Annotated in this window: 15 protein-coding genes and 1 tRNA gene; 4 read left to right on the forward strand and 12 right to left on the reverse strand. The window is 64.3% G+C overall.

All coding sequences use genetic code 11. From position 1 onward, the window contains the following. Positions 1 to 87 precede the first annotated feature (87 nt). Positions 88 to 1,515 (reverse strand): cellulase family glycosylhydrolase, encoded by a 1,428-nt coding sequence (locus tag AC1AXT_RS01055; RefSeq protein WP_476539901.1) that lies wholly within the window; start codon positions 1,513 to 1,515, stop codon positions 88 to 90. A gap of 669 nt (positions 1,516 to 2,184) precedes the next feature. On the opposite strand from AC1AXT_RS01055, the gene frc reads away from it, so the two are divergent. Continuing rightward, a complete protein-coding gene (frc, locus tag AC1AXT_RS01060; protein ID WP_476539903.1) occupies positions 2,185 to 3,516 on the forward strand; it encodes a formyl-CoA transferase in 1,332 nt (443 codons plus the stop codon). A gap of 190 nt (positions 3,517 to 3,706) precedes the next feature. On the opposite strand, the gene AC1AXT_RS01065 is transcribed toward frc, so the two are convergent. From AC1AXT_RS01065 to AC1AXT_RS01075, 3 genes are all read right to left on the reverse strand, one after another. Then, the gene (locus AC1AXT_RS01065; RefSeq protein ID WP_476539905.1) at positions 3,707 to 4,819 is read right to left on the reverse strand and encodes an AEC family transporter; all 1,113 of its coding nucleotides are present in this window, start codon (positions 4,817 to 4,819) and stop codon (positions 3,707 to 3,709) included. A 31-nt stretch (positions 4,820 to 4,850) separates the two neighbouring features. Continuing rightward, positions 4,851 to 6,638, reverse strand: a complete 1,788-nt coding sequence (gene oxc / locus AC1AXT_RS01070; RefSeq protein WP_476539907.1) for an oxalyl-CoA decarboxylase — start codon at positions 6,636 to 6,638, stop codon at positions 4,851 to 4,853. A 93-nt stretch (positions 6,639 to 6,731) separates the two neighbouring features. Further along, the gene (locus AC1AXT_RS01075; RefSeq protein WP_476539909.1) at positions 6,732 to 8,252 is read right to left on the reverse strand and encodes a chloride channel protein; all 1,521 of its coding nucleotides are present in this window, start codon (positions 8,250 to 8,252) and stop codon (positions 6,732 to 6,734) included. Positions 8,253 to 8,612: 360 nt separating this feature from the next. On the opposite strand from AC1AXT_RS01075, the gene pta reads away from it, so the two are divergent. Further along, positions 8,613 to 10,286 (forward strand): phosphate acetyltransferase, encoded by a 1,674-nt coding sequence (pta, locus tag AC1AXT_RS01080; RefSeq protein WP_476539911.1) that lies wholly within the window; start codon positions 8,613 to 8,615, stop codon positions 10,284 to 10,286. 139 nt (positions 10,287 to 10,425) lie between these two features. Continuing rightward, entirely contained in the window at positions 10,426 to 11,655 is a 1,230-nt protein-coding gene (locus AC1AXT_RS01085; protein WP_476539913.1) for an acetate/propionate family kinase, read from the forward strand. 298 nt (positions 11,656 to 11,953) lie between these two features. Here the strand turns inward: AC1AXT_RS01085 and aroA are convergent, their stop codons facing one another. From aroA to AC1AXT_RS01105, 4 genes are all read right to left on the reverse strand, one after another. After that, on the reverse strand, positions 11,954 to 13,363 hold the full coding sequence (aroA, locus tag AC1AXT_RS01090) for a 3-phosphoshikimate 1-carboxyvinyltransferase (protein ID WP_476539915.1): 1,410 nt from the start codon (positions 13,361 to 13,363) through the stop codon (positions 11,954 to 11,956). A 56-nt stretch (positions 13,364 to 13,419) separates the two neighbouring features. Beyond that, positions 13,420 to 13,902, reverse strand: coding sequence for an ASCH domain-containing protein (locus AC1AXT_RS01095; protein ID WP_476539916.1), 483 nt, complete (start codon positions 13,900 to 13,902; stop codon positions 13,420 to 13,422). 44 nt (positions 13,903 to 13,946) lie between these two features. Next, on the reverse strand, positions 13,947 to 14,315 hold the full coding sequence (locus tag AC1AXT_RS01100; RefSeq protein WP_476539918.1) for a DUF488 domain-containing protein: 369 nt from the start codon (positions 14,313 to 14,315) through the stop codon (positions 13,947 to 13,949). A 143-nt stretch (positions 14,316 to 14,458) separates the two neighbouring features. Continuing rightward, positions 14,459 to 14,535, reverse strand: a tRNA-Pro gene (locus AC1AXT_RS01105). Positions 14,536 to 14,653: 118 nt separating this feature from the next. On the opposite strand from AC1AXT_RS01105, the gene AC1AXT_RS01110 reads away from it, so the two are divergent. Next, positions 14,654 to 15,886 carry an ABC transporter permease gene (locus tag AC1AXT_RS01110; protein ID WP_476539920.1) on the forward strand — a complete coding sequence of 411 codons (1,233 nt, stop codon included), beginning with the start codon at positions 14,654 to 14,656 and terminating at the stop codon, positions 15,884 to 15,886. A gap of 85 nt (positions 15,887 to 15,971) precedes the next feature. Here AC1AXT_RS01110 and glgX read toward each other — a convergent pair whose 3' ends face one another. From glgX to AC1AXT_RS01130, 4 genes are read right to left on the reverse strand one after another with little or no spacing between them, the layout of a single operon-like run. Next, the gene (glgX, locus tag AC1AXT_RS01115) at positions 15,972 to 18,113 is read right to left on the reverse strand and encodes a glycogen debranching protein GlgX (protein ID WP_476539922.1); all 2,142 of its coding nucleotides are present in this window, start codon (positions 18,111 to 18,113) and stop codon (positions 15,972 to 15,974) included. Positions 18,114 to 18,162: 49 nt separating this feature from the next. Then, complete coding sequence (locus tag AC1AXT_RS01120; RefSeq protein WP_476539923.1) at positions 18,163 to 19,053, reverse strand: Nif3-like dinuclear metal center hexameric protein; 891 nt, start codon at positions 19,051 to 19,053, stop codon at positions 18,163 to 18,165. 42 nt (positions 19,054 to 19,095) lie between these two features. Next, a complete protein-coding gene (gene polA / locus AC1AXT_RS01125; protein ID WP_476539924.1) occupies positions 19,096 to 21,915 on the reverse strand; it encodes a DNA polymerase I in 2,820 nt (939 codons plus the stop codon). A 51-nt stretch (positions 21,916 to 21,966) separates the two neighbouring features. Further along, positions 21,967 to 22,716 carry an ANTAR domain-containing response regulator gene (locus AC1AXT_RS01130; RefSeq protein ID WP_476539926.1) on the reverse strand — a complete coding sequence of 250 codons (750 nt, stop codon included), beginning with the start codon at positions 22,714 to 22,716 and terminating at the stop codon, positions 21,967 to 21,969. Between the last annotated feature and the right edge of the window lie 45 nt (positions 22,717 to 22,761).

A 22,761-nucleotide genomic window follows, 5' to 3' on the forward strand; every position in this document is an offset into this window, starting at 1 on the left:
AGAGGGCCCTTCGCGACAGTGGTTCGCGAAGGGCCCTCTTGCGTTCATTCGCCGGAAGCCCGTGCGGGCGCCGGCTACCCTAATCCGTTACCGCACGACGCAGGACTGGTTGTTCTCCCAGCCCCAGCCATCGCCATCCGGATCAACGGCAGCCGACGAGCAGTACGGATAGCCGTTCGGCGCCGTCCCGCTATCGGAGGACGTATCGGAGGAAGAAGAGCTCGAGGAGGAAGAGTCCGACGACTTCACGACGCAGGACTGGTTGTTCTCCCAGCCCCAGCCATCGCCATCAGGGTCGACGGAGGCCGACGAGCAGTAGGGGTATCCGTTCGGCGCCGTCCCCGTATCGGACGAGGAGGAGGCCGAAGAGGAAGCATCCGACGAGGAGGTATCCGACGACTTCACGATGCACGACTGGTTGTTCTCCCAGCCCCAGCCATCGCCATCGGGATCGACCGCCGACGACGAGCAGTACGGGTATCCGCTATCCGAAGAGCCGCCCGTCGAGCCGCTCGAGGAACCGCTGGAAGAGCCGGAATATACGGCCGCCTTCTGCACGCCGCGGTTCTTCAGGCCATTGGATCCGTTGATGAACAGATTGCCCCAACTGGACAGCGAGCTGGCATTCCAGTCGTTGACCAGGTCGAGGTATTCGACGCCGCCGCTATTGCCGCACCAGGACCAGGCCAGCAGGCCGACGCCCTTCTGGCGCGTATAGCTCATGATCGTCGCGGCATCGGGCGTGCCGTCCGAATGGTTGTTGCCAAATTCGCCGACCATCAGCGGCAGCCCCTTGTCCACGAACGAATCGATGTAGGACGTCACTTTGTCCGCCGTGCTGTAGACGCCGTACATGTGCACATCGAAGACGACGTTCGAATCCTGCTGGTAGACGGTGGAGGCATTGTCGCGCATGACGCCTTCCCAGTCCTGGCCCCAGTTCGGCGCCGTCAGCACCAGCGTGTTCGAGAAGCCGGCGTCGCGCATCTGCTTCACGGCTGCGATCGTTTCGCTGGTCCACTGCGACGACGTGGAGTTGCCGAACGGTTCGTTGCCGATGTTGATCATGACGTACTGTTCCTGGCCCTTGATGGCATCGGCGACCGACTTCCAGAAGCTGACGGTATCGGTGAGCTTCACCGCGCCGTCGGCGCCGTCGTCGCCGTAGCCGGTGGTGTCGTGGTCTTCGAGGATGCAGACAAGCCCGTTCTGCTTGCACTGGCTGACGATGGAGCTCACTTCGCTGACGGTGGTCGTGCCGTAGCGGCCGCCCGACAGCACGACGCGCACCGTATTGGCGCCGGCTGCGGCGATGTCCGCAATGGCTTCGGTATGGTCCGGATACCACTGGTAGGCGTCGTTGATGCCTTGCGGAATGAACTCCTGGCCGGCGGAATACAGCTTGCCGGACTGCACCGTCAGGCCGCTGTCGGCGGCCTGCGCGGCGGTGGCCGGCACCAGCGCGGCCATGGCGGCGACGCCGACTGCGGCGCACAGCATCTTCTTGAGTCGCATGGATGGAATCTCGCTTTCTCGTTGCTTCTTTGCTTGAGCGGTTGCGACACAACCGTTGCCGCCGTTCCGCGCATCGTTGCGGGGCGACGACACTTCGGGAAGCTACCAACTGAAGCTGGCTTGAGCAAACCGCTCCGGAGGCCTGCAGCGTCCCGTGAACCGTTGCAAACCTTTTCATCCCCAAGATTGCGCCCTCCCGTCCGTCGCCCCGCATTCCCCCGCCTTTGCCCTCGGCGCGTCGCAACCCGCAATCCGCTGAATTCCTTCAGTTCCCCGCTGCCAGCGCGATCTTCCTCCCGGCGCCCAAGAGGCGCTGACGAGCGCCACTTGCGCCGCTTTGCCACCGTCTGGGCAACGCAGCGCGACCACTGAACGCCAGCTTTATGAAAACGTTTCCAATCGTGAAACCATTCGTTTTTTCAGCTATTTTCAGTAGGTTCCGAATCCGGTTTTCATGGATTTTGCAGCCGTTGGGAGCCCACGGCACCCCTCAGCGGCAGCTGCCCCATTCGCCTTATTCCAACCGCGAGGGCACTACGGCGCCGGTCCGGCCAGCAGCCCCTTCCTGCGCCCTCGCCCTCCCCCGTTGTCCCTGTAGCGCAAAAGAAGGAAGCCGCAAGGACAGCCGGCTTATATTAAAGGCACCTGAATCCAACCCAAGGAGGTCCCATGACCGAAACGAACAGCACGGCGCCGCTTGCCGGAATCAAGGTTATCGACTGGACGCAGGTGCAGTCGGGTCCCTCGTGCACGCAGATGCTCGCATGGCTCGGCGCCGACGTCATCAAGCTGGAGAAGGTCCACGGAGGCGACCCCACCCGCAGCGAAATGAATGACGTCGACGGCTCCTACTCCCTGTATTTCCTGCAGCTCAACGCCAACAAGAAGTCGATCACGCTGGATATGAAGACGCCGGAAGGCGCGAAGATCCTCACCGACCTGCTCAAGGACGCCGACATCTTCGTCGAGAACATCGGCCCCGGCGACGTCGAGAAGCTGGGATTCGGATGGGAACAGGTGCATGCGATCAACCCGAAGTGCATCATGGCCTCGTTGAAGGGCTTCAACCAAGGCAGCCGCTTCGAACATGTCAAGGCCTTCGAGCCGGTCGCCCAATGCGCGGGCGGCTCGGCCAGCGCCACCGGATGGAATGAAGGCGACCATACCGCCCCCACCCAGTCGGCCGCCGCCCTGGGCGATTCGAATTCCGGCATGCATCTGCTCATCGGCATCCTCGCTGCGCTGCTGCAGCGCGGCAAGACCGGCGAAGGCTGCTACGTCTACCAGTCGATGCAGAACGCCGTGCTCAACCTGTGCCGCATCAAGCTGCGCGACCAGCTCATTCTCGACCGTCTCCACCAGCTCTCGTATTATGCGTGCTACCCGGGCTATAAGTTCGGCAAGGCCATCCCGCGCGCCGAAAACGCCGAAGGCGGCCTCGTGCTCGGCTGGTGCTACCGCGCCAAGGGCTGGGAAACCGACCCGAACGCCTACGTCTACATCGTCATCCAGCAGTCCGAGAAGGGCTTCAGGAACTTCTGCGAAGCCATGGGATTCGAAGACTGGCTCACCGATCCGGATTTCGCGATGCCGAACGCCCGCGACGAGCACAAGGCCGAGGTCTACAAGCGCGTCGAGGCCTACACGATGCAGTACGACAAGTACACGCTGACCAAGGAACTGGGCGCCAAAGGCGTCCCGGTCGGCCCGGTGCTTGACTGGTACGAACTGGAGAACGATCCGGACCTGAACTCTGACGGCACGATTGTCACCATCGACCAGGAAGACGCCCGCGGCGATTTCAAGACCATCGGCGTGCCGTTCACGATGAGCGGCTTCACTCCCGAGTACAGGCGCGCGCCGAAGCTGGGCGAAAACAACGTGGAGATCCTCACGGCCCTCGGCTATACGGCCGAACAGATCGGGCAGCTCAAGGCCGAGGGCGTCATCGGCAGCAACGACGGCGTTCTCGCCGACCTGAAGCCCGTGGCCAACGCCTGACGCACAAGCCAGCGCCTGACGAGCCAATCCCGCCTTCAGCGCCCGCGCCCGGCACATTCCACATTCCATGGGTGCTGCAAAAGAAAAACCCCTCTCCGGCCATGCATTCCGGAGAGGGGCTTTTTGCTGCCATGTCAGCGGCGCCCTGCGTGCCCAGCGCCTGCGCCGGGCACGCAATCAGGACGTACGGTCAGAACTTCGGCACCAGCCATATCCACAGCAGGCACGTCGCGGCGAAGCACACGGTAGCGACCGCGGTGGTGGATGCGCCTTCCTTGACGTAGATGTTGTAGCGGCTGGAAATGATGATGCCGGAGAAGGCCGGCGGCAACGCGACGGACATGACGAGCATGGCCAGCTTCGTGATGTCGTGTCCCATGCCGCACAGCAGCCCTACGCCAAGGAACGCGGCAGGGGTGATGAGCAGGCGGTATGCGGTGTTCCAGATCGTTTCCCACCCTAGCGAGAACTTCACGGTGGACAGCGCCAGACCGGCCGCCAGGACCGCCACGCCCGAGTTGGCCTTGGCGATCAGGTCGAAGGTGGGCGCGACCTGGTCGGGGATGCGCACGCCCAGCAGCACCAGCACGATGGCGAGGATAGGCGCCCAGCACACCGGCTGTTCGAGCGCGTTGACGAGCGCCGCCACGTTCGGGTTCTTGATGCGGTGCACGTGCCTGCAATGCCGGGACTGGTGGCCGACCATGATCTCGGCCTTCTTGTCCTTCGACGCATCCTTGCCGGCATCGACAGCGACGTCGGCATTGGCAGGCAGCCCCTTCGCCTTGTTCGTATTCACGTTGTTGGCGGCAGCGAGCGCGGCCTCGCGGTTCGACCTGGACTGCCCGAGGTTGATCAGGTACATGCCGATGGGGATCGTCACCGCATTGACGACGATTGAGATGATGGCGATGACCAGGTTGGTGCTCACCGTGTTGCCGTAGATTGGGTCCAGCACGGCGAAGCCCAGGAAGCCGATGGTCGGTGAGCCGGCGATCAGCGCGCACACGGCCGCTTCCTGGATGTTGTGCTTGAACAGCAGGCGGCATAGGAAGAAGCTGAGCATGAACATCACGATGATGCCGATGAAGCCGATGGCCGTCAGCACCGCGTCGGAGGCCAGCATGCTGCGCGACGCCTTCACGATGGAGATGAACAGGGCGGCGGGCAGCGCGATGTCGAGCACGACCTTGTTCAGGCCTTGGCGCTGGTCGTCGTCGAAATAGTGGATTTTGCCGCATACGTACCCGAGCGCCATGATGACGATGATCGGGACGATGTCTTCTACGATGATCTTTTCCATGATGGATCTTTCCTATGATGCGCCGGCCGGCTCACATATGCGCGCCGACGTCGTAGGGATGGGCCGTGCATTCGGACGTCGCCAGCGGCCCGACGACGGGCTTGGGGTTGAGGTTGCCGATATGCCCGGATTCCTTGCCTGCATAGTCGGCAAGCTGCACGTGCACGAACGACGGCTTGCCGGATGCCACGGCCTGTTGCACCATCTGCTCCGTTTCCTGCGGCGTCGTGGCGTAGTATCCCGTGCCGCCGAAGGCCTCGATCATGCGTTCGTAATGGGCTTCGTAGGTCAGCGTCAGAGGCGAAGGGTCGCCATTGGATCCGAGATTCTCGAAATCGCCGCGGTAGATGCCGCCGTTGTTGAGCACGACGAAGGTGATGGGAAGCCCGTAGCGGCATGCCGTCTCCACCTCCATGCCGTCGAAGCCGAAGGCCGAATCGCCCCCGATGTAGAGCACCGGCTTGCCGGTGGTCACGGCGGTGCCGATGGCGTAGCCGGTGCCGCAGCCCATCACGCCCCAGGTGCCGCAGTCCAGCCGGTGGCGCGGCTCGTAGATGTCGATGACATTGCGGCAGTCGTCCAGCGTATTCGCGCCTTCGTTGACCAGGTAGAGGTCCGGATTCCTGTCGTAGACCTTCTTGATCGCCCCCAGCGCATCGTAATGGCCCATCGGCACGGTGCCGGACTGCACTTTGGCGGCGAATTTCGCATCGTTCTTCGCGGCGTCGGCATGGATGGCGTCGAGCCATGCCTGCGGCGCGTGGATGGGCGTTTCGGCGAGTGCGGCGTTCAGCATCGCCATGGCGGACCTGATATCGCCGACTACCGGAACGTCGATCTTCCGGGCGTTTTCGATTTCCTGCGGGTCGATGTCGATCTGGATGAACTTGGCGTCGGGATTCCATTCCTTGCCTTCACCGAAGCCGAGCATCCAGTTGAGCCGCGCGCCGACCAGCAGCACGACGTCCGCCGAACGCAGCGCCAGGCCGCGGGCCGATTGCGTGCAGTGGGGGTCGGTGTCGGGCAGCAGCCCCTTGGCCATGCTCATGGGCTGGTATGGAATGTCCGTCTTGCCGATGAATTCCGCCACTTCATGCTCGGCCTGCGCCAGCGCGGCGCCCTTGCCCAGCACGATGAGCGGCTTGCTGGCCGATGCCAGCAGCTTGGCGGCTGCCTGGATGGACGCGGCGGCCGGGGGCATCGCCGGGGCCGGCTCGGTGGCTGTCCATAGGTTCGCTTCGGCTTGCTGCGCGTCGAGCGTCTGGCCGACCGTGCCGTCGGGGAAGTCCAGGTAGACGGCGCCGGGGCGCCCCGAGCAGGCCGCATGCATGGCGCGGGCCACGGCCAGCGGAATGTCCTCGATGCGGTCCATGCGGTAGGACGCCTTCGTGAACGGCCGGGCGTAGTTCATCTGGTCGAGGCCTTCGTATTCGCCTTCATGCAGGTCGACGACGTGCCTCGTGGACGAGCCGCCGATCATGATGACGGGGAAGCCGTTGGTCGTCGCTTCCAGCAGCGGCGCCAGGCCGTTGAGGAAGCCGGGCGCCGAAACGGTCAGCGCCACGCCGGGGCGCCCGGTCAGGAACCCTTCGGCGGCCGCCGCGTTGATGGCGTCTTCCTCATGGCGCATGCCGATATAGCGGATGCCCATGGCCTGGGCGATGCGCGCGAAGTCGGTGACGGGAATGCCTACGACGCCGTACATATGGGTAATGCCGTTCTCCAGCAGCGTCCGGGCCAGATAATGGGGCCCATCGGTGAGCCGCTCCGTCTGCGGAGCCTGCGAAGCCTGGGTGCCGCCGTTTACATTGGTTGCCATGTCATGCCTCCTGTCGGCTGGGTTGCTTCAACCTTAGGGAAGATTGCTGCGGTAAGCACCGGCCGAAGCCCCTTTTCCTTCGCACGGCGAAAATCACGGCCGGCTTCCCGTTGCCTTTCCTCCCCCCGCGCCCGGAGCGCCGGAGGGGTCGCCCGCGGCAGGCTGGGAACCATCTGCTGCCGCCGCCGTTCCAGGGATTGCGCCGGCAGCGGCGTCGTCCAGTTCCCTGCGCTTCTTCCGGGCGGCTTTCGTGACCTGCGCTACGCGGTTGACGGAGACAGTGACGTCGAACGGCCCGCGGTCGCCGACGTTTTCGTCGGCGTCGACCCGATTCGCGAGGAATTCCTTGAAATCGTTCCACTCCCCCAGCGCGAACATGTTGACGCCGGCGCCGTAGATGCCGATGGGGTAGCTGAACATGAAGGCGACGACGACGGCGATGACCAGGAACGGCGCCATATGCAGCCCGAAAATCTCGGTTCCCATCACCATTGCCGTCAGCGGCACGCGTTCGGCGGCGGCGAAGAAGCAGAACGCGCCCAGCGCCGCCCCCGCAAGCGGGTCGCCGCCGGTCATGACCGAGCAGGCCGAACCCAGCAGCGCGCCGATGGACAGCGAGACCATGATCTCGCCGCCCTTGAACCAGAACCCGAGGCTGAGGACGGCCAGCAGCATGCGGATCAGGAAGTCCCAGGAAATGTCGGGGTGCGCGAGGGCCGCGTTGAACAGGTCGCCGCCGGTTCCCGTCAGCGGCTGCCAATGGAAAACGGTGACGAGGACGGCCGTCGCCGTCCCTCCCAGGGCCGTCCACAGCGCCGTCCGGTTCGAAATGCGCTGCGTGAGGGACTGGACGAGCCGCGTGGCCGACGAGAAGAGGCTGCCGCCCAGCGCGCAGGCGACGCCCAGCACGATGCATGCCCCGACGGCCCTCCATCCGAAGGAGGGCGCCGCGACGGAGGCGATGGCGTCGCCGATGCCGGCGGATTTCGACAGGCAGGACGCCACCAGCGCCGCGATCAGCATCGTGCCCACGTGGCGCGCCTGCATGAAGCCGGTCAGTTCCAGCACGAGCATGCAGGCGCCCAGCGGGGCGAAGAACAGCGCGCCGAATTCGGCGGCCATGCCGGTGCAGGCGACATAGCGGTTCACGGCCTTGCGGTTGTCGTCCTGGACGTCATACGGCACCAGCGGGTCATGCAGATGGAACGGGCGGCTTACGATGGTGCCCAGGCTGGCGCCCATATGCAGCGCGCCGGCTTCCTTGCCCACCGTGCCGCCGCCAAGAATGGACATGCAGGTCCCTAGGAGGATGCCCGGGGCCAGCCATGGGGAGATGCACTTGCCGTCGCGGATCATGGCGAGCACCTTGCGCGTGTTGAGCGTGGCGGGCAGATGCCATGCCCGGTACAGCAGAACCTGCAGGATGCCCAGCACCGGCAGCGTCCAGATCAGCCAGGGAGCCGCTTCGAACGCGCGGCGCGACCACGCCACGCCTACGCACAGGACGATGGAGCCGACGCCGCATACGACGCCGCAGCATGCGGCGAACGCGACATGCTTGAGCGCTTCGATGCCACGGGTCGGATTGCGATGCCCTTGCGTTTCCTGCGCCACCGGCCACCCCTTTCCCTCGCCATGCGTCAACAACGGCATCCGCGCGCGCACGCGTCCGTCCTGGCTATACCTAGGACGGTTGGTCGTGGAAAGACGGCATCCGCGCGCGCACGCGTCCGTCATCCGTACCAGCCTAGGCGCCTTGAACATGCCCCGGCACCTTCCTCGCTCAGGGAGGACAGCGGCGAAGCGGCGCCAAATGTGGCGCATTTCACATCCCGTCGCCACAACACGGCCCAGCGCGCGCGGACAACCACGGCCGCCTCGCGCTACGATGAGACAGGTGCCACAAAGCGGTAGGCACCGTCAGCCCATCGTCGGGCGACAAGCCCTTGGGGCAATGTAGGAATAGGAGACAACGTGAGTCGTATCAATGTGAGCATCATCAGCCCCGAAGGCGGCAACGGGCGCAATGCCGTGGCCCTTGGCCTGGTCCATGCGCTTTCCCGCGGACACCGCACCGGCGTGTTCCGCCCGGCGGTCGCGGCGGATGAGGGCTTCACCCCCGTGCTGCTGGAGGCCGCCTCCGCCGACGAGACCAGGGAGCAGGCGACCGGCGTGGCCCCGCATGAAGCGCGCATGGATCCCGACGAAGCCCGCACGCAGATCGTGGCGAAGTTCACCGAAACGGAAGCCGCCATCAAGCCCGAGGCGATGGTCATCGTCGGCTCGGACCGCTCGAACGTCGGCGACCCCGAACGCTTCGCCTTCAACGCCGACGTCTCGGCGGACCTGCAGTCCCCCGCCTTCCTCGCCGTGTGCACGATCGGCCGCACGCCCCAGGAGGTGCAGGAAACGATTGAATCGTGCGCAAGCGTCATCGCCAAGGCGGGCACGAAGGTGCTGGGCGTGTTCGTCACGGGCTGCAAGGACGGCCAGGCCGAACGCCTGGCCGAGCATTTCCGGGACTATGAGCTTCCCGTATGGATGATGCCGTTCGTCGACTTCTCCGAAGAAGGCGCCGCCGACGAAGCGAAGCGCCTGTTCGCGCAGAACGTCCCCGACGACGAGCTGATGGACGCCCTGGCCGAGCCGTTCGTCAAGCCGACCACGCCGTTCGCGTTCCAGTACTCTCTGCTGGAGAAGGCCAAGGGCGACCGCAAGACGATCGTGCTGCCGGAAAGCAGCGACGAACGCATCCTCGCCTCCGCGGACTACCTGCTCAAGCGCAATATCGTCGACATCGTGCTGGTCGGCGAACGCGACGACATCCTCGCCCACGGCAAGCGCCTTGGCCTGGATTCGCTGGACCGCGCGCGCTTCCAGTCGATGGACGACGAAAGCGTGCTCGGCCCGATGGTCGACAAGCTGTGCGAATTGCGCGCCAAGAAGGGCATGACGCCCGAGCAGGCACGCGAAACGCTCAAGGACATGAGCTACTTCGGCACGATGCTCGTCGTCATGGGGCAGGCCGACGGCCTGGTGTCCGGCGCGATCAATTCCACGGCCAACACGGTGCGCCCGGCCCTCCAGGTCATCAAGACGAAGCCCGGCGTCTCGTCGGTGTCCGGCGCGTTCCTCATGTGCTTCAAGTCGCATGTCGCCGTCTTCGCCGACTGCGCCATCAACACGAATCCGGACGCGCAGCTGCTGGCCGACATCGCCATCGAATCGGCGAAGACCGCGCAGTCCTTCGGCATCGACCCGAAGGTGGGGCTGCTGTCCTATTCGACGCTGGGCTCCGGCAAGGGCCCCGATGTCGACCTGGTCGAGGAGGCCGCGGCCATCCTCAAGGACAAGGCGCCCGAACTGCCATCCGTCGGGCCCATCCAGTTCGACGCGGCATGGTCCCCTACCGTCGCCGCCATCAAGGCGCCGGGCAACGAGGTCGCCGGCCACGTCAACGTCTTCGTATTCCCCGACCTGACCGCCGGCAACATCTGCTACAAGGCCGTCCAGCGCACGTCCGGCGCGCTCGCCATCGGCCCGATCCTGCAGGGGCTCAACAAGCCCGTCAACGACCTGTCGCGCGGCGCGCTCGTGCAGGACATCATCAACACCATCGCGCTGACCGCCATCGAGGCGCAGCAATAAGCAGGCATGGCCGGCAGCCGGGCGCCGTCCCGCCTGCCGGCCTTCCGACATGTCGTTGTAGCGTTGCGCGAGTATTCTGAGCAGTTGTCAAATGCCGACGATCCGCGGCATGCAAGCAAACTAATGGAGGATGCTCCCAATGGCGAAAACCGTCCTTGTTATCAATTCCGGCTCCAGCTCGATCAAGTACCAGCTGGTCGACCTTGAAACCGGCGAAGGCATCGCTTCGGGCCTCGTCGAGAAGATCGGCGAACCCGTCGACGGCCACTACAAGTACGAATACAACGGCGAAAAGCACGAGCTGACCGAAAAGGTCGAGAACCACGAGCAGGGCCTCAAGCGCGTCCTGCAGTTCTTCGAGGAATACGGCCCCAAGCTCGACGAATCCGGCATCGTCGCCGTCGGCCACCGCGTCGTCCAGGGCGGCCACATCTTCCCGAAGCCGGCACTCGTCACCGACGAAACGATCAAGCAGGTCGAAGAGCTCGCCGTGCTCGCCCCGCTGCACAACGGTCCGGAGGCCAAGGGCGCCGAAGTCATGCGCGAGCTGCTGCCGGACGTCCCCCAGGTCTTCGTCTTCGATTCCTCCTTCTTCTTCCAGCTGCCGGCCGAGTCCAGCACCTACGCGCTGAACAAGGAAGTGGCCGACAAGTACCAGATCCGCCGCTACGGCGCCCACGGCACCTCCCACGAATACGTCTCCTCCGTCGTCCCGGGCTTCCTCGGCAAGGATCCGGAAGGCTTCAAGCAGATCGTGCTGCACATCGGCAACGGCGCTTCGGCCTCCGCCGAGCTCTCCGGCCGCCCGATTGAAACGTCGATGGGCCTGACCCCGCTCGAGGGCCTCGTCATGGGCTCGCGTACCGGCGACATCGACCCGGCCGTCGTCTTCCACCTCATCCGCAACGCCAACATGGACGTCGACGAGCTCGACGACCTGTTCAACAAGAAGTCCGGCATGATGGGCATGACCGGCTTCGGCGACATGCGCGAAGTGCACCGCCTCATCGCCGAAGGCGACGAGAACGCCAAGCTCGCGCTCGACGTCTACATCCACCGCATCGTCAGCTACATCGGCGCCTACGCCGCCCAGCTCGGCGGCCTGGATGCCATCACGTTCACCGCCGGCGTCGGCGAGAACGACGAGATCGTACGCCGCATGGTGTGCGAGAAGCTGGCTCCGTTCGGCGTCAAGCTCGACCTCGAGGAGAACGACAAGCGCTCGAAGGAGCCGCGCGTCATCTCCGCTCCGGACTCCTCCGTTGTCGTCGCCATCGTCCCGACGAACGAAGAGCTGGCCATCGCCCGCAAGTCCGCCGCCATCGCCGAAACCGGCGAAGACAGCTACGGCAACAAGTTCCAGCGCTGAGCATCTGGATCCAAACGGAAAGTCCCCGGCATCAGCCATTGATGCCGGGGACTTCCCGTTTACGCTCCCGGCCTTTGGCTACAAGGCAACCGTCTCGCCGGCCGGAAAAGGAAGCCGCCGGGGAAGCGGGAAACTTGAAAACCGTTTCCCCGGCGGACCTGTTGTCAAGGAGAAAGCCAAGCTCATCCCCCGAACCTGGCTTTTGGTTCCCCTTCGCCTCCCACTGTAGCGGGAACGCAGCCGGCTGCATATGGGCGCCAGCCGGCTTGAACCAAATCTTTGCAAATAGCGGTCCAGGCTACGCTTTCTGCGCGAGCATCGCCGCCCACAGGCCCGGGAAATCCGGAATCGTCTTGCGCGTCGTGGCGATATCCTCCACCTCGATGCCGGGGACTTTCAGCCCGACCATCGCCGCGAACGTCGCCATCCGGTGGTCGGCGTAGCTCTTCATGACGGCTCCGTGCAGCCGCCCGGCACCGACGGCCTCGATTGCCAGTCCGTCCGGGGTTTCGCGGGCCACGCCGCCGATACGCGCGATTTCCGTCGCCAGCGCCTTCAGGCGGTCCGTTTCATGACCGCGCAGATGGCCGATGCCTTCAAGGTCCGAATCGCCGTCGGCAAGCACGGCCAGCGCGGCGACGCTCGGCGCGATTTCGCCCGCCGCCGACATGTCGTAGGCTCCCAGGCCGTCGATTGCGCCGCTGCCGCGCACCGTCAGCGTGCCGCTATGCCGTGGCGGGAACAAGGCGGCGTCTTCAGGCGACGCAAACGGCTTGCCGTCCAGCGTCACGTCGGCGCCCATGGCGGCGAGGATGCCGGGAAGGAGCGCTCCAGGCTGCGTAGTGGCGGCAGGCCAATGGGGCACGCTGACGGAACCGCCGGCGATGAGCGCCGCCCCGAGGAACGGCGCCGCGTTCGACAGGTCGGGTTCGACGACAAGATTGAACGGCAGCGCCAGCGCCGCCGGCTGCACCGTCCACTGCCCCGGCACCGGCATCGCGACGTCGCCGCCGGCAAGCCGGATGTCCTCCATGGTCATTTCGATATGCGGCATGCTCGGCAGCTTGGCGCCGCAATGCTTCAGTTCCAGCCCGCGCGGCAGCTTCGAGCCGATGAGCAGCAATCCGGAAACGAACTGCGACGACGCCGACGAATCTATCGCCACATGCTTCGGGCCGGCGCCTGCGGCCAGTGTGCCGCGCTCCGGCGGCGTGATGGTGAACGGCAGGTGCCCTGGCTCGCCTTCGTAGTCGATGGCGGCGCCAAGCTGCTCAAGGCCGTCGAGCAGCGGCTTCATCGGGCGCGCATAGGCCTGCTCATCGCCGTCGAAGCGCACCGGGCCGTCGGCGAACAACGCGAGCGGCGGCACGAAGCGCATGACGGTGCCGGCCAGGCCGCAATACACGTCGACGTCGCCGCGGAACACGCCGTCGTCCGGCGGCACGACACGCACCGTCGTGGGGTCGAGATCGTTGCTCAGGCAGGAAACGCCGAGCGCTTCGAGCGCGGCCATCATCAGTTCGGTGTCGCGCGAACGCAGCATCCCTTCCAGCACGACGGGACGCGTCGAAAGCGCTCCGAGCACCAGGTAGCGGTTCGACAGGGACTTGGAGCCGGGAATCGTCACGGTGGCGTCCAGCGGCCCATCGGCCAGCGGCGCCCTCCACAACGCATCGGCGTTGGAATCATGTTCAACAGACTGTGCCATGCTTCCCTATCGTACCGGCAACGCCCTTCCCCCGCTCCCCGATTCCGCCGACGTTCTTAAAGGCGCTCCACAACCCGGAAACGTTCCAGCACTACAGCGGTATCGTCGGAAAGGGAGAACGACGAGTCAGTGAAGGACGCGCGGTATTCGTTGGAATTCCAGAAAGCCTCGTGATTGCGCCTCCATTGCTGAACCGTCGCATCCCCTTCGCCTTCGTCCCGCACATCGCGTTCGGAAACCTCCCCGAGACGGCAGATGGCGACATCTGTGGTCTCCAGCAGAGCGACGGCTTTCCCAGCGCTATCGACCAGTATGGAGCGATTCCCCTTCGCCGGTAACGCCTCGCCGCTTTCGGTGTAGTCAATCAGCAGCGCAGTCGTTAATGTCTTCGTGCCATCAAGAATGAGCTTGACCAGCCGGTCCCGTTGCGTCCCCGGAAACGCGAGCTCCGCCTTCGGCAGCTTTCCGTACTCCGTTGCCAGTACAGCAGACTCGGTTCGGGACGCCTGAAGATCCCTGCCATGACTTTCATCGCGCATGGCTTCTACCGTACATAATCCAAGGGGCTACAGGCAGATCCACTTCACGCAGCGGATTGACCGGCAAGATGGTCCATGTAGTCGCGCAGGACGACGACGTGGTTGATGGCGGGATCCTTGGCGGCATAGACCAGCGTGACCTTGTCGTGGGACCGCATGATATTCAGGAGCTCATCGACAGCTTCCGTATCGTTATCCAGCTCCTGGCGGTAACGCTCGGAGAATTCCTTGAACCGCTCCGGATCGTGCCCGAACCATTTGCGCAGTTCAGGCGAAGGCGCGATGCCCTTCATCCACAAGTCAAGATCAGCCTGTTCTTTCTTCACGCCGCGCGGCCATAGGCGGTCCACCAGAATCCGGTAGCCATCGTCAGGGGACGGCTCTTCATACACGCGTTTCATCACAAGACTCATAACCCCATGATTGGTCCGAGGAGTTTCATTGTCAACAGACGTACTCCATGAGGATGACGAATGCGGCCGTTGTGCCAATGTGTGCCGAAAACCGAATGAGAAGGAAAGGGAAGCCACCAAGACTGGTGGTTTCCCAACGTTTTTGGTCGGGCTGACAGGATTTGAACCTGCGACATTCTGCTCCCAAAGCAGACGCGCTACCAAGCTGCGCTACAGCCCGTTCGTGCCGGGAACGCATCGTTCGCTCCGCGGCACAAGTTAGAAGTATACCAGACTTGGCGACAACCCGGCGTTAGAATTGGTTCGGACTACCGGCAAGAAGAAAGGGGTGCCTCGGCATGGGTCGACATCAGCGCGCGGAGGCGGCCGGACTGCTTTCGTTTCTGTTCTGCGCCATCGCGGGCGGCATCGGCATGCTGGCGTACCTCGAATACGCGTCGGCGTTCTGGCAGCTGAGCCAGCGGCGGTTCATGGCCAGTTCGGCGCTCGTTGCGATCTGCGGCGTCATCAGCTTCATCGTCGGCTATGTCCACCGCATCCGTTCGGTGTCGCTCAAGGGCAGCTGGTTCATCTCCTTCCGGCGCGCCGTGGAAATCCTCGCCCTGTCGACTGTCTACGCCTCAACGCTGTTCCTGACGTCGTTCATGCTGCTGAGCCTGATCAACAGCCTGATGGGCTCTGCCACCTTCACCACCTACATCCCCTCGCTGACGGCCGCCCTTGCCGGCGTCGGCGGCTATGTCACGTTCATCCAGGCCGAACTCATGGACGCGAAGACGTTGGCGTCGCTGCTGCCTTTCTTCGTGATTTCCGGCGTCGGCACCGCCAGCACGACCACCACCGACCCCTACTGGTTCAACAACAACTTCTCGCAGCTTGGCGACCGCACGACGTTCGCGGCGCGCATGTTCAACTCCACGCTGATTCTCGGCGGAACCTGCATCATCATCATCAGCTACTTCGCCATTTCGGAGCTGGTCGCCACCTACCGCGTCTACAATCCCAAGGACGGCCGCCCAGACATCCGCCGGCTGCATCTGTCCTACCACGTACCCGCGTTCAAGGTGCGCATCGCGCTGCTGTCGACGCTGCTGACGCTCAGCGGCGTCGCGTTCATCGGCATCGGCGTCTTCCGCTATACGCCGCACCCGATCCTGCACAACGTCTTCGCCCGCGGCATGCCGTGCGTCATGTTCGTGATGCTCATCGCGCTCCCGTGGCTGGCGCCCCAGCTTTCGAAGTCCCTCTACGTCATTTCCGATCTGGCGATCGCCGTCTGCGCCGGCGCGGGGGTGCTGTGGCTACAGGGCAAGACGACGCTGACCAACGTCGAGGCGCTGGCATGCATGCTGTTCCTCGGCTGGTTCATCGTGTTCTCGCGCCAGATTGCCTCGATTGAGGACGACCGCATCCAGACCCAGCTGCTCAAGGCGCAGACGATGGCGCCCGGCAAGCTTGAATCGGCCATCCGGGACGAAGAGCAGATCGAGCTCGACGCCATCATGAACATGGGAGGCCAGGAAAGCCTGCAGGCGAACCTGTCGGACCTGACGAACAAGAAGCTGTCGTGAGACGCTTGTTTCGAATCTGAAAACAAAACCAATCGAATCGGGGAGCGGTTCCGCGCCGCAACGCGCTGGAACAGCTCCCGTTCTTCTACAGTACCGGCGACTGATCCGGCTTGTCGTCGCTGATCAGCATCAGGAAGCTGCGCGACTGGGCCGTAATGGAGAAGCCGGCCTCGTAGTTGAGTTCCGGGCCCTTCGGGTTGTGCGTATCGACGATGAGCCGCCATTTCTTGCCATAGCGTTCATCGGGCAACGTGAACATGATCGGCTCGTAGTGGGCGTTGAAGATCAGGATGAAATCGTTGTCCACCATCGTGTTGCCGTACCAGTCGCATTCAGGGATGTCGGACCCGTTGAGGTAGATCATGATCGAGAACGCGTGGGTGTTGCCCCATGCCTCAAGGTCCATGATCGTGCCGGTATGGTCGAACCATTCCACCTGCGGCAGGTCAGAGGGGCCGTCCCCTTCTTCGCGTCCGGTGAAGAAGCGGCGCCGGTGCAGCACGGGGTGCTCAAGCCGCAAATGGGTGAGCTTGCTGACGAACCGGCACATGTCCTTCTGCGCCTCGTTGAAATCCCAGTGGGTCCACGACAGTTCATTGTCCTGGCAGTAGGCGTTGTTGTTGCCCAGCTGAGTGCGGCACACCTCGTCGCCGCCGCAGATCATCGGGATGCCCTGGCTGAACAGCAGCGTGGCGAACATGTTGCGCATCTGGCGCTGGCGCAGCTCGACGACGTCGCGGATCTTCGTAGGCCCTTCGACGCCGCAGTTCCACGAACGGTTGTTGCTTTCGCCGTCGCGGTTGTCCTCGCCGTTCGCCTGGTTGTGCTTCTCGTTGTAGCTGACCAGGTCGTTCATCGTGAAGCCGTCGTGGGCGGTCACGAAGTTCACCGACGCCACCGGGCGGCGTCCGTTGGCCTGGTAGAGGTCGGAGCTGCCCATGAACCTGCTGGTGAATTCGGGAAGCGTCGACGGCTGGGAACGCCAGAAATCGCGCACGCAGTCGCGGTAGCGGCCGTTCCACTCGGACCAGTTCGGCGGGAAGCCGCCGACCTGGTAGCCGCCGGAACCCAGATCCCACGGTTCGGCAATCAGCTTGACGCGGGAGATGACCGGATCCTGCTGGACGATGTCGAAGAACGCCGACAGCTTGTCGACCTCCTGGAACTGGCGCGCCAGCGTCGCGGCCAGGTCGAAGCGGAAGCCGTCGACATGCATTTCGCTCACCCAGTACCGCAGCGAATCGGTGATGAGCTGCAGCGCATGCGGGGAACGCATAAGCAGGGAGTTGCCGGTGCCGGTCGTGTCGAAGTAGTGCGCCTCGTCGCCGTCCACCAGGCGGTAGTACGAATGGTTGTCGATGCCCTTGAGCGACAGCGTGGGCCCCATATGGTTGCCTTCGGCCGTGTGGTTGTACACGACGTCGAGGATGACCTCCATGCCGGCTTCGTGGTAGGCCTTGACCATCGACTTGAATTCGTTGACCTGCTCGCCGCGCTGCCCCGTGCTCGAATAGGCGTTGTGGGGCGCGAAGAAGCCGATCGTGTTGTAGCCCCAGTAGTTCGACAGACCCTTCTGCTGGAGGAACGAGTCATTGATGAACTGGTGGATGGGCATCAGCTCGATGGCAGTGACGCCCAGCTTCTTCAGGTACTCGATGACGGCCGGATACGCCAGTCCCGCATACGTGCCGCGGATTTCGGCGGGGACGCGCTGGTTGAGGTTCGTCATGCCCCTCACGTGCGCTTCGTAGATGATCGAATCGTGGTAGGAGATGTCGGGATGGCGGTCGGCTCCCCAGTCGAAGTAGGGGTTGATGACGGCCGCCTTCATCGTATGCGGCGCCGAATCGAGGTCGTTCATGTCGGACAGGTTGTCCGGGTCGTTGAACCAGTAGGAATACAGGCTTTCATCGCCGTCGATGTTGCCTTCGATGGCCTTGGCGTACGGGTCGAGCAGCAGCTTGTTGGGATTGCACCGGTGACCGCTGGCAGGGTCGTACGGGCCGTAGACGCGGTAGCCATACCGCTGGCCCGGCTGGATGCCGGGCACGTAGATATGCCATACGAAGGAGTTCTGTTCGGTGACTTCGATGCGGGTTTCGTTGTCCTGCTCATCGAACAGGCATAGCTCCACTTTCTGCGCGACGCGCGAGAACAGCGCGAAGTTCACGCCGGCGCCGTCGAACGTCGCGCCAAGCGGGTACATGGATCCAGGACGTGTTTGCATACCCTCCAGTATCGCACACTCGGTTTCGCTTGCGGTGACCCGTCCCGTCCTACCGGATGACCAGATCCCATGGATCGGTGCGCCGCGAATCCCACCGCACCGCCGGGCGCTCGCCGTACGCCGCTTCGATGGTGTCGGGAACGTCGTGCAGCGCATAGCGGAACCACAGCGATTCGATGGCGCTGTGCGGGGTGTTGACCAGCGCCGGTTTGACGCCTTCGCCACGCGCCGGGCCAGGTGCGATGCCACGCGAGCGCATCGAGGCTTCGTAATAGGCCTGCTGCATTTCATCGGTGGCGGGATGGTGCCGCAAATCGCTGGTGACATAGACGTCGACGCCGAGGCCGTTGACCTCGCCGAACATCGAATCGCCCGAGCCAGGCAGGACAGCTACCGTCTGGACCGGCTCGTTCAGCGGGCCCGACACCTGCACGCCATACGGCGTCGGCGGCAGTTCTGATGCCACGCGCGCGGCGAATTCGCGCAGCGTCATGGGCTCGGGAAGCGTGCCGACGCGCCCCTCCCCCACCGGCGTGGGGGATGTCGCGTCCTCGATGGGCACCATGGGGGTCTGCCCTTCGAGCCCGAACGCGTCGGCCGCCGCCTGCGCGACGCCGCGGTAGGCGGCATCGGCATTCGTATGGCCCACCCACAGCGCGCAATGGCTGCGGTAGAGCCTGGCGACGATATCGCCGCGAAAGCCGTTGCCCGATACCTCATGGACGGCCCGGAAAAACAGCGGATGATGGGTGACCAGCAGGTTCGCGCCGCCGGCGATGGCGTTCTCGACGACCTCCATCGTCGGATCCGCGGCGAAGACGATATCCGTCACCGGGTCGGCCAGATCGCCGACGATAAGGCCCGGATGATCCCACGATTCCGCGTACCGCAACGGGTACAGCGTTTCCAAGGCCTCCACGGCCTGGCTGAGCGTAAGCATGCTGATGCCTTCCTTTCCCTCCGCCGCTGCCAGCGGCCTCGATCAATGCGCCGCGAGCTGCCAGTCCGGCCCGATGCCCGTCGACACGTCCAGCGGCACCGCCAGATGCACGGCATTCTCCATTGCGTCCTTGACCAGCGCCGTCGCCTCCTGCTCTTCGCCGGGGGCGAGCTCGACGACGAGTTCGTCATGGATCTGCAGCACGATCCGGCTGTGCAGCCGGTTCGCATCCAGCGCCCGCTGGGCGCGGATCATCGCGATCTTCATGATGTCGGCCGCCGACCCCTGGATCGGCGCGTTGAGCGCAGCACGCTCGGCGGCATCCCGGGCCACGCGGTTCGTCGACTGCAGCGCGGGGAAATAGCGGCGCCTTCCGAACATCGTTTCGGTATAGCCGCGCTTGCGTGCCGTGCTGACCAGCGATTCAAGGTAGTCATGGACCTTGCCGAACACGCTGAAATACTGCTGCTTCAACGCATCCGCCTCTTTCGGCGTGATGTCGAGCTGCTGGGCGAGCCCGTAGGTCGACAGTCCGTAGGCGAGGCCATAGCTCATCGCCTTCACGTGGCTGCGCTGGTCGCCGGTGATCTGCTCTGCCGGCACCCCGTAGACGAGGCTGGCAACGTACTTGTGGAAGTCGGTGCCGGACTTGAACGCGTCGATCAGCGCCTGGTCGCCGGACAGGTCGGCCATCAGCCGCAGCTCCACCTGCGAATAGTCCGCCGACAGCAATGATGCGTACCCTTCGCCGGCAACGAAGGCGGAACGGATCTCCCGGCCCTGCGCATTGCGGTTGGGGATGTTCTGCAGATTGGGGTCGACGGAACTCAGGCGCCCGGTCGCCGCCACCGTCTGCTCGAACGTCGTATGGATCCGCCCGTCATGCAGGTTGACGGCCTCGATGAGCGACTCGACGATCTGCTTGAGCTTGTTGACTTCCCTGAAGCGCAGCACGGCGCCGAGGAATTCGTTGGCCTTCGGGTTGTCTTCGGTCGTTTCGTAGAGCTTGAGCAGCGCGGCGGCGTTCGTCGTGTACGATCCCTTTTTCGTGCGCTTGGTCGGCGTCAGCCCCATTTCCTCGAACAGCACGATGCCCAGCTGCTTGGGGCTTTGCAGCTTGACTTCCCTGCCCGCGGCGTCCCACGCGATGCGTTCGGCCTGGCCGGCATCGGCGGTGAAGCTTTCCAGCATCGCCGAGAAACGGGATTCGTCGACGGCGACGCCTGCGCACTCCATGCGGAACAGCACCTGCGCTACCGGCATTTCAATGGCCTTGAGCAACGCGTACTGCTGGCGTTCCTGCAGCCGCGGCGCCAGCACGCGGGCGACGGCGGCCACCAGCGCCGCTTCGCGTACGCCGGCCTGCGGTTCGTCGGCGGCATCCAGCCCGTCCAGTTCCAGCGTGCCCTGCGCCTCGTCGCGGGCGGTTTCTTCATCAAGATTCAGGAAGCGTTTGGCATAGTCCTGGATGGAAGCGCCCTGGAAATCCGGTTCCGCCAGGTATCCGCCGAGCTTCGTGTCGAACAGCGGCATCGGCAGTTCGATGCCTGCGCTGGCCAGCATGTGCAGATGGTCCTTATAGCCATGCACGGCCAGCGACGCCGCCCTTTGGGAGACGATGCGCTGGAACGCATCCTTCATCGAGGCATCATGGGGGTCGACGGCGACGGCATGGGCACCGCCCAGCAGCACCACGGTGGACACGCTGGACGATCCCGGCTTGGGGCTACCCTGCGCATACAGCGTCCAGGAAGCGTCGACGGCGGAGACGCAGTCGTTGGACTGCTCCTTGAGCTGCGCGGCCACGTCCATGGCGAGCGACGTCTCGTCAGGCTGGGGCGCCGGCAGGAAACTGGCCGCCCATGCCTCCAGAGCCGCCCCGTCGCCGACGACGTCGATGGCCGGATCGATGACGGCGGGATCGCTGCATTCCTCGACGGCCCCGGCGCCGGATGCATCGGGGGCCGTGAAGGCCGCAAGGAACTTCTGCCGGCTTTTCGCGCCGAAATCCAGCTGGCTGAACAGCGCATTGGCCGCCTCGGCGTCGATGTCGCCGAAGGTGAGCTGGTCGATGCCCACGCCAAGGTCGATGTCTCGCACCAGCGCATTGACCTTCCGGTTGAGCTTGACCTGCTCGATGTTCTCGCGCAGCGCATCGCCCTTCTTGCCCTTGATGTCGCCAGCGTGCTCGAGGATGCCTTCGAGGCCGCCGTATTCGTTGATCCACTTCGCCGCGAAGCCGTCGCCAACGCCCGGCACGCCGGGGATGTTGTCGGCCCCTTCCCCGCGCAGCGCGGCCAGATCGGGATACTGGCTGGGCGTCACATGGTACTTTTCCTCGATGGCGGCCGGGGTCATGTGCTTGAGGTCCTTGAAATGGTAGCCCGGGTACAGCACGGTGGTGTCCTCGTCGATCAGCTGGAAGGCATCGCGGTCGCCGGACAGCACCAGCGTGCGGTAGCCGGCCTGCTCGCCCATCGTCGCGAGCGTGGCGATGACGTCGTCGCCTTCGTATCCGGGCTTCTCGATGTAGGTGACGCCCAGGGCGGTGAGCGCCTGCTGGATCAGGGGGAACTGGCTGAGCAGCTCTTCCGGAGCCGCTTCGCGCGTTCCTTTGTACTGGCCCAGCAATTCGTTGCGGAAAGTCCCGCCGGCCACGTCGAAGGCGATGGCGAGGCGGTCCGGCCGCTCGGCGGCCACGACGTCGCCAAGCATGCTCAGGAATCCCCAGATGGCGTTGGTCGCCTGTCCGCCGGCGCTGGAGAAGTTCTCGACGGGCAATGCGAAAAACGCACGGAACGCAATCGAGTGGCCATCGACCACCAGCAGCGTTCCGCGCGTTCCGTTCTGTGTTTCAGTCATACTAACAGGAATACACCACGACCTTGGCTTTTGCCAGCCGCGGCGCCTTCCCTACTCTTCGCCCTTGTCGTCGGAATACTTCTCGATGATGGCCTGCGCCAGGCGCTTTTTCGGGATGCGCTGGTCCATCGACGTCTTCTGGATCCAGCGGAAAGCGCCCTGTTCGGTGAAGTTGGCCTTGTCCATCAGCAGCCCCTTGGCGCGGTCGACCAGCTTGCGCTCCTCCAGCGTGTCCTCCGCCTTGGCGAGCTTTTCCTCGGTCGCCTTGAGCTGTTCGCGCGTGGCTTCCAGTTCCTTCTCGTCGCGGTCGACGCTGTCCAGCAGGTCGTTGATCTCGGCAAAGCGGCCCATGGCCACCTCAATGGCGGGCAGCAGCTTCGATTCCTCGTAGGGCTTGGTCACGTACGCCATCGCGCCCGCGCCGATGGCTTGGCGCACCAGGTCGGTCTGCGAGAACGCGGTGAGCATGACGACCGGGGCGATGTTCTCGTCGCAGATGATGCCGGCCGCCGCGATGCCATCCATGCGGGGCATCTTGACGTCCATGCACACCACGTCCGGGCGCTTTTCGCGCGTCAGTTCGACTGCCTCCTCGCCGTTGGCCGCTTCGCCGACCACCTCGTAGCCGTTGTCCTCCAGCATCGCCACCAAATCCATGCGGTTGACCGATTCGTCCTCGGCCACCACCACCGTGCGCTTCGCCGGCTTGGCCGGCTCCTCGGCGGCGGCCTGCGCCAGTTCGTCGGCGCTCAGCACCTCGCGTTCGGTGTCGTCCGCAATCTGCTCGTTCTGATCTGCCATGCCCGTATCCTTTTTCATTCGTCATCGTCGCGCCATTCGCGGCAT

The sequence above is a fragment of the Bifidobacterium sp. LH_450 genome, assembly GCF_056356715.1.

What these genes read in the sequence shown, in the direction of transcription:
- AC1AXT_RS01065 (WP_476539905.1), bottom strand. Translation starts at nt 4,819, where the DNA reads ATGGAAAAGATCATCGTAGAAGACATCGTCCCGATCATCGTCATCATG.
- AC1AXT_RS01110 (WP_476539920.1), top strand. Translation starts at nt 14,654, where the DNA reads ATGGGTCGACATCAGCGCGCGGAGGCGGCCGGACTGCTTTCGTTTCTG.
- aroA (WP_476539915.1), bottom strand. Translation starts at nt 13,363, where the DNA reads ATGGCACAGTCTGTTGAACATGATTCCAACGCCGATGCGTTGTGGAGG.
- AC1AXT_RS01130 (WP_476539926.1), bottom strand. Translation starts at nt 22,716, where the DNA reads ATGGCAGATCAGAACGAGCAGATTGCGGACGACACCGAACGCGAGGTG.
- oxc (WP_476539907.1), bottom strand. Translation starts at nt 6,638, where the DNA reads ATGGCAACCAATGTAAACGGCGGCACCCAGGCTTCGCAGGCTCCGCAG.
- AC1AXT_RS01085 (WP_476539913.1), top strand. Translation starts at nt 10,426, where the DNA reads ATGGCGAAAACCGTCCTTGTTATCAATTCCGGCTCCAGCTCGATCAAG.
- frc (WP_476539903.1), top strand. Translation starts at nt 2,185, where the DNA reads ATGACCGAAACGAACAGCACGGCGCCGCTTGCCGGAATCAAGGTTATC.
- AC1AXT_RS01120 (WP_476539923.1), bottom strand. Translation starts at nt 19,053, where the DNA reads ATGCTTACGCTCAGCCAGGCCGTGGAGGCCTTGGAAACGCTGTACCCG.
- glgX (WP_476539922.1), bottom strand. Translation starts at nt 18,113, where the DNA reads ATGCAAACACGTCCTGGATCCATGTACCCGCTTGGCGCGACGTTCGAC.
- AC1AXT_RS01055 (WP_476539901.1), bottom strand. Translation starts at nt 1,515, where the DNA reads ATGCGACTCAAGAAGATGCTGTGCGCCGCAGTCGGCGTCGCCGCCATG.
- AC1AXT_RS01095 (WP_476539916.1), bottom strand. Translation starts at nt 13,902, where the DNA reads ATGCGCGATGAAAGTCATGGCAGGGATCTTCAGGCGTCCCGAACCGAG.
- AC1AXT_RS01100 (WP_476539918.1), bottom strand. Translation starts at nt 14,315, where the DNA reads ATGAGTCTTGTGATGAAACGCGTGTATGAAGAGCCGTCCCCTGACGAT.
- polA (WP_476539924.1), bottom strand. Translation starts at nt 21,915, where the DNA reads ATGACTGAAACACAGAACGGAACGCGCGGAACGCTGCTGGTGGTCGAT.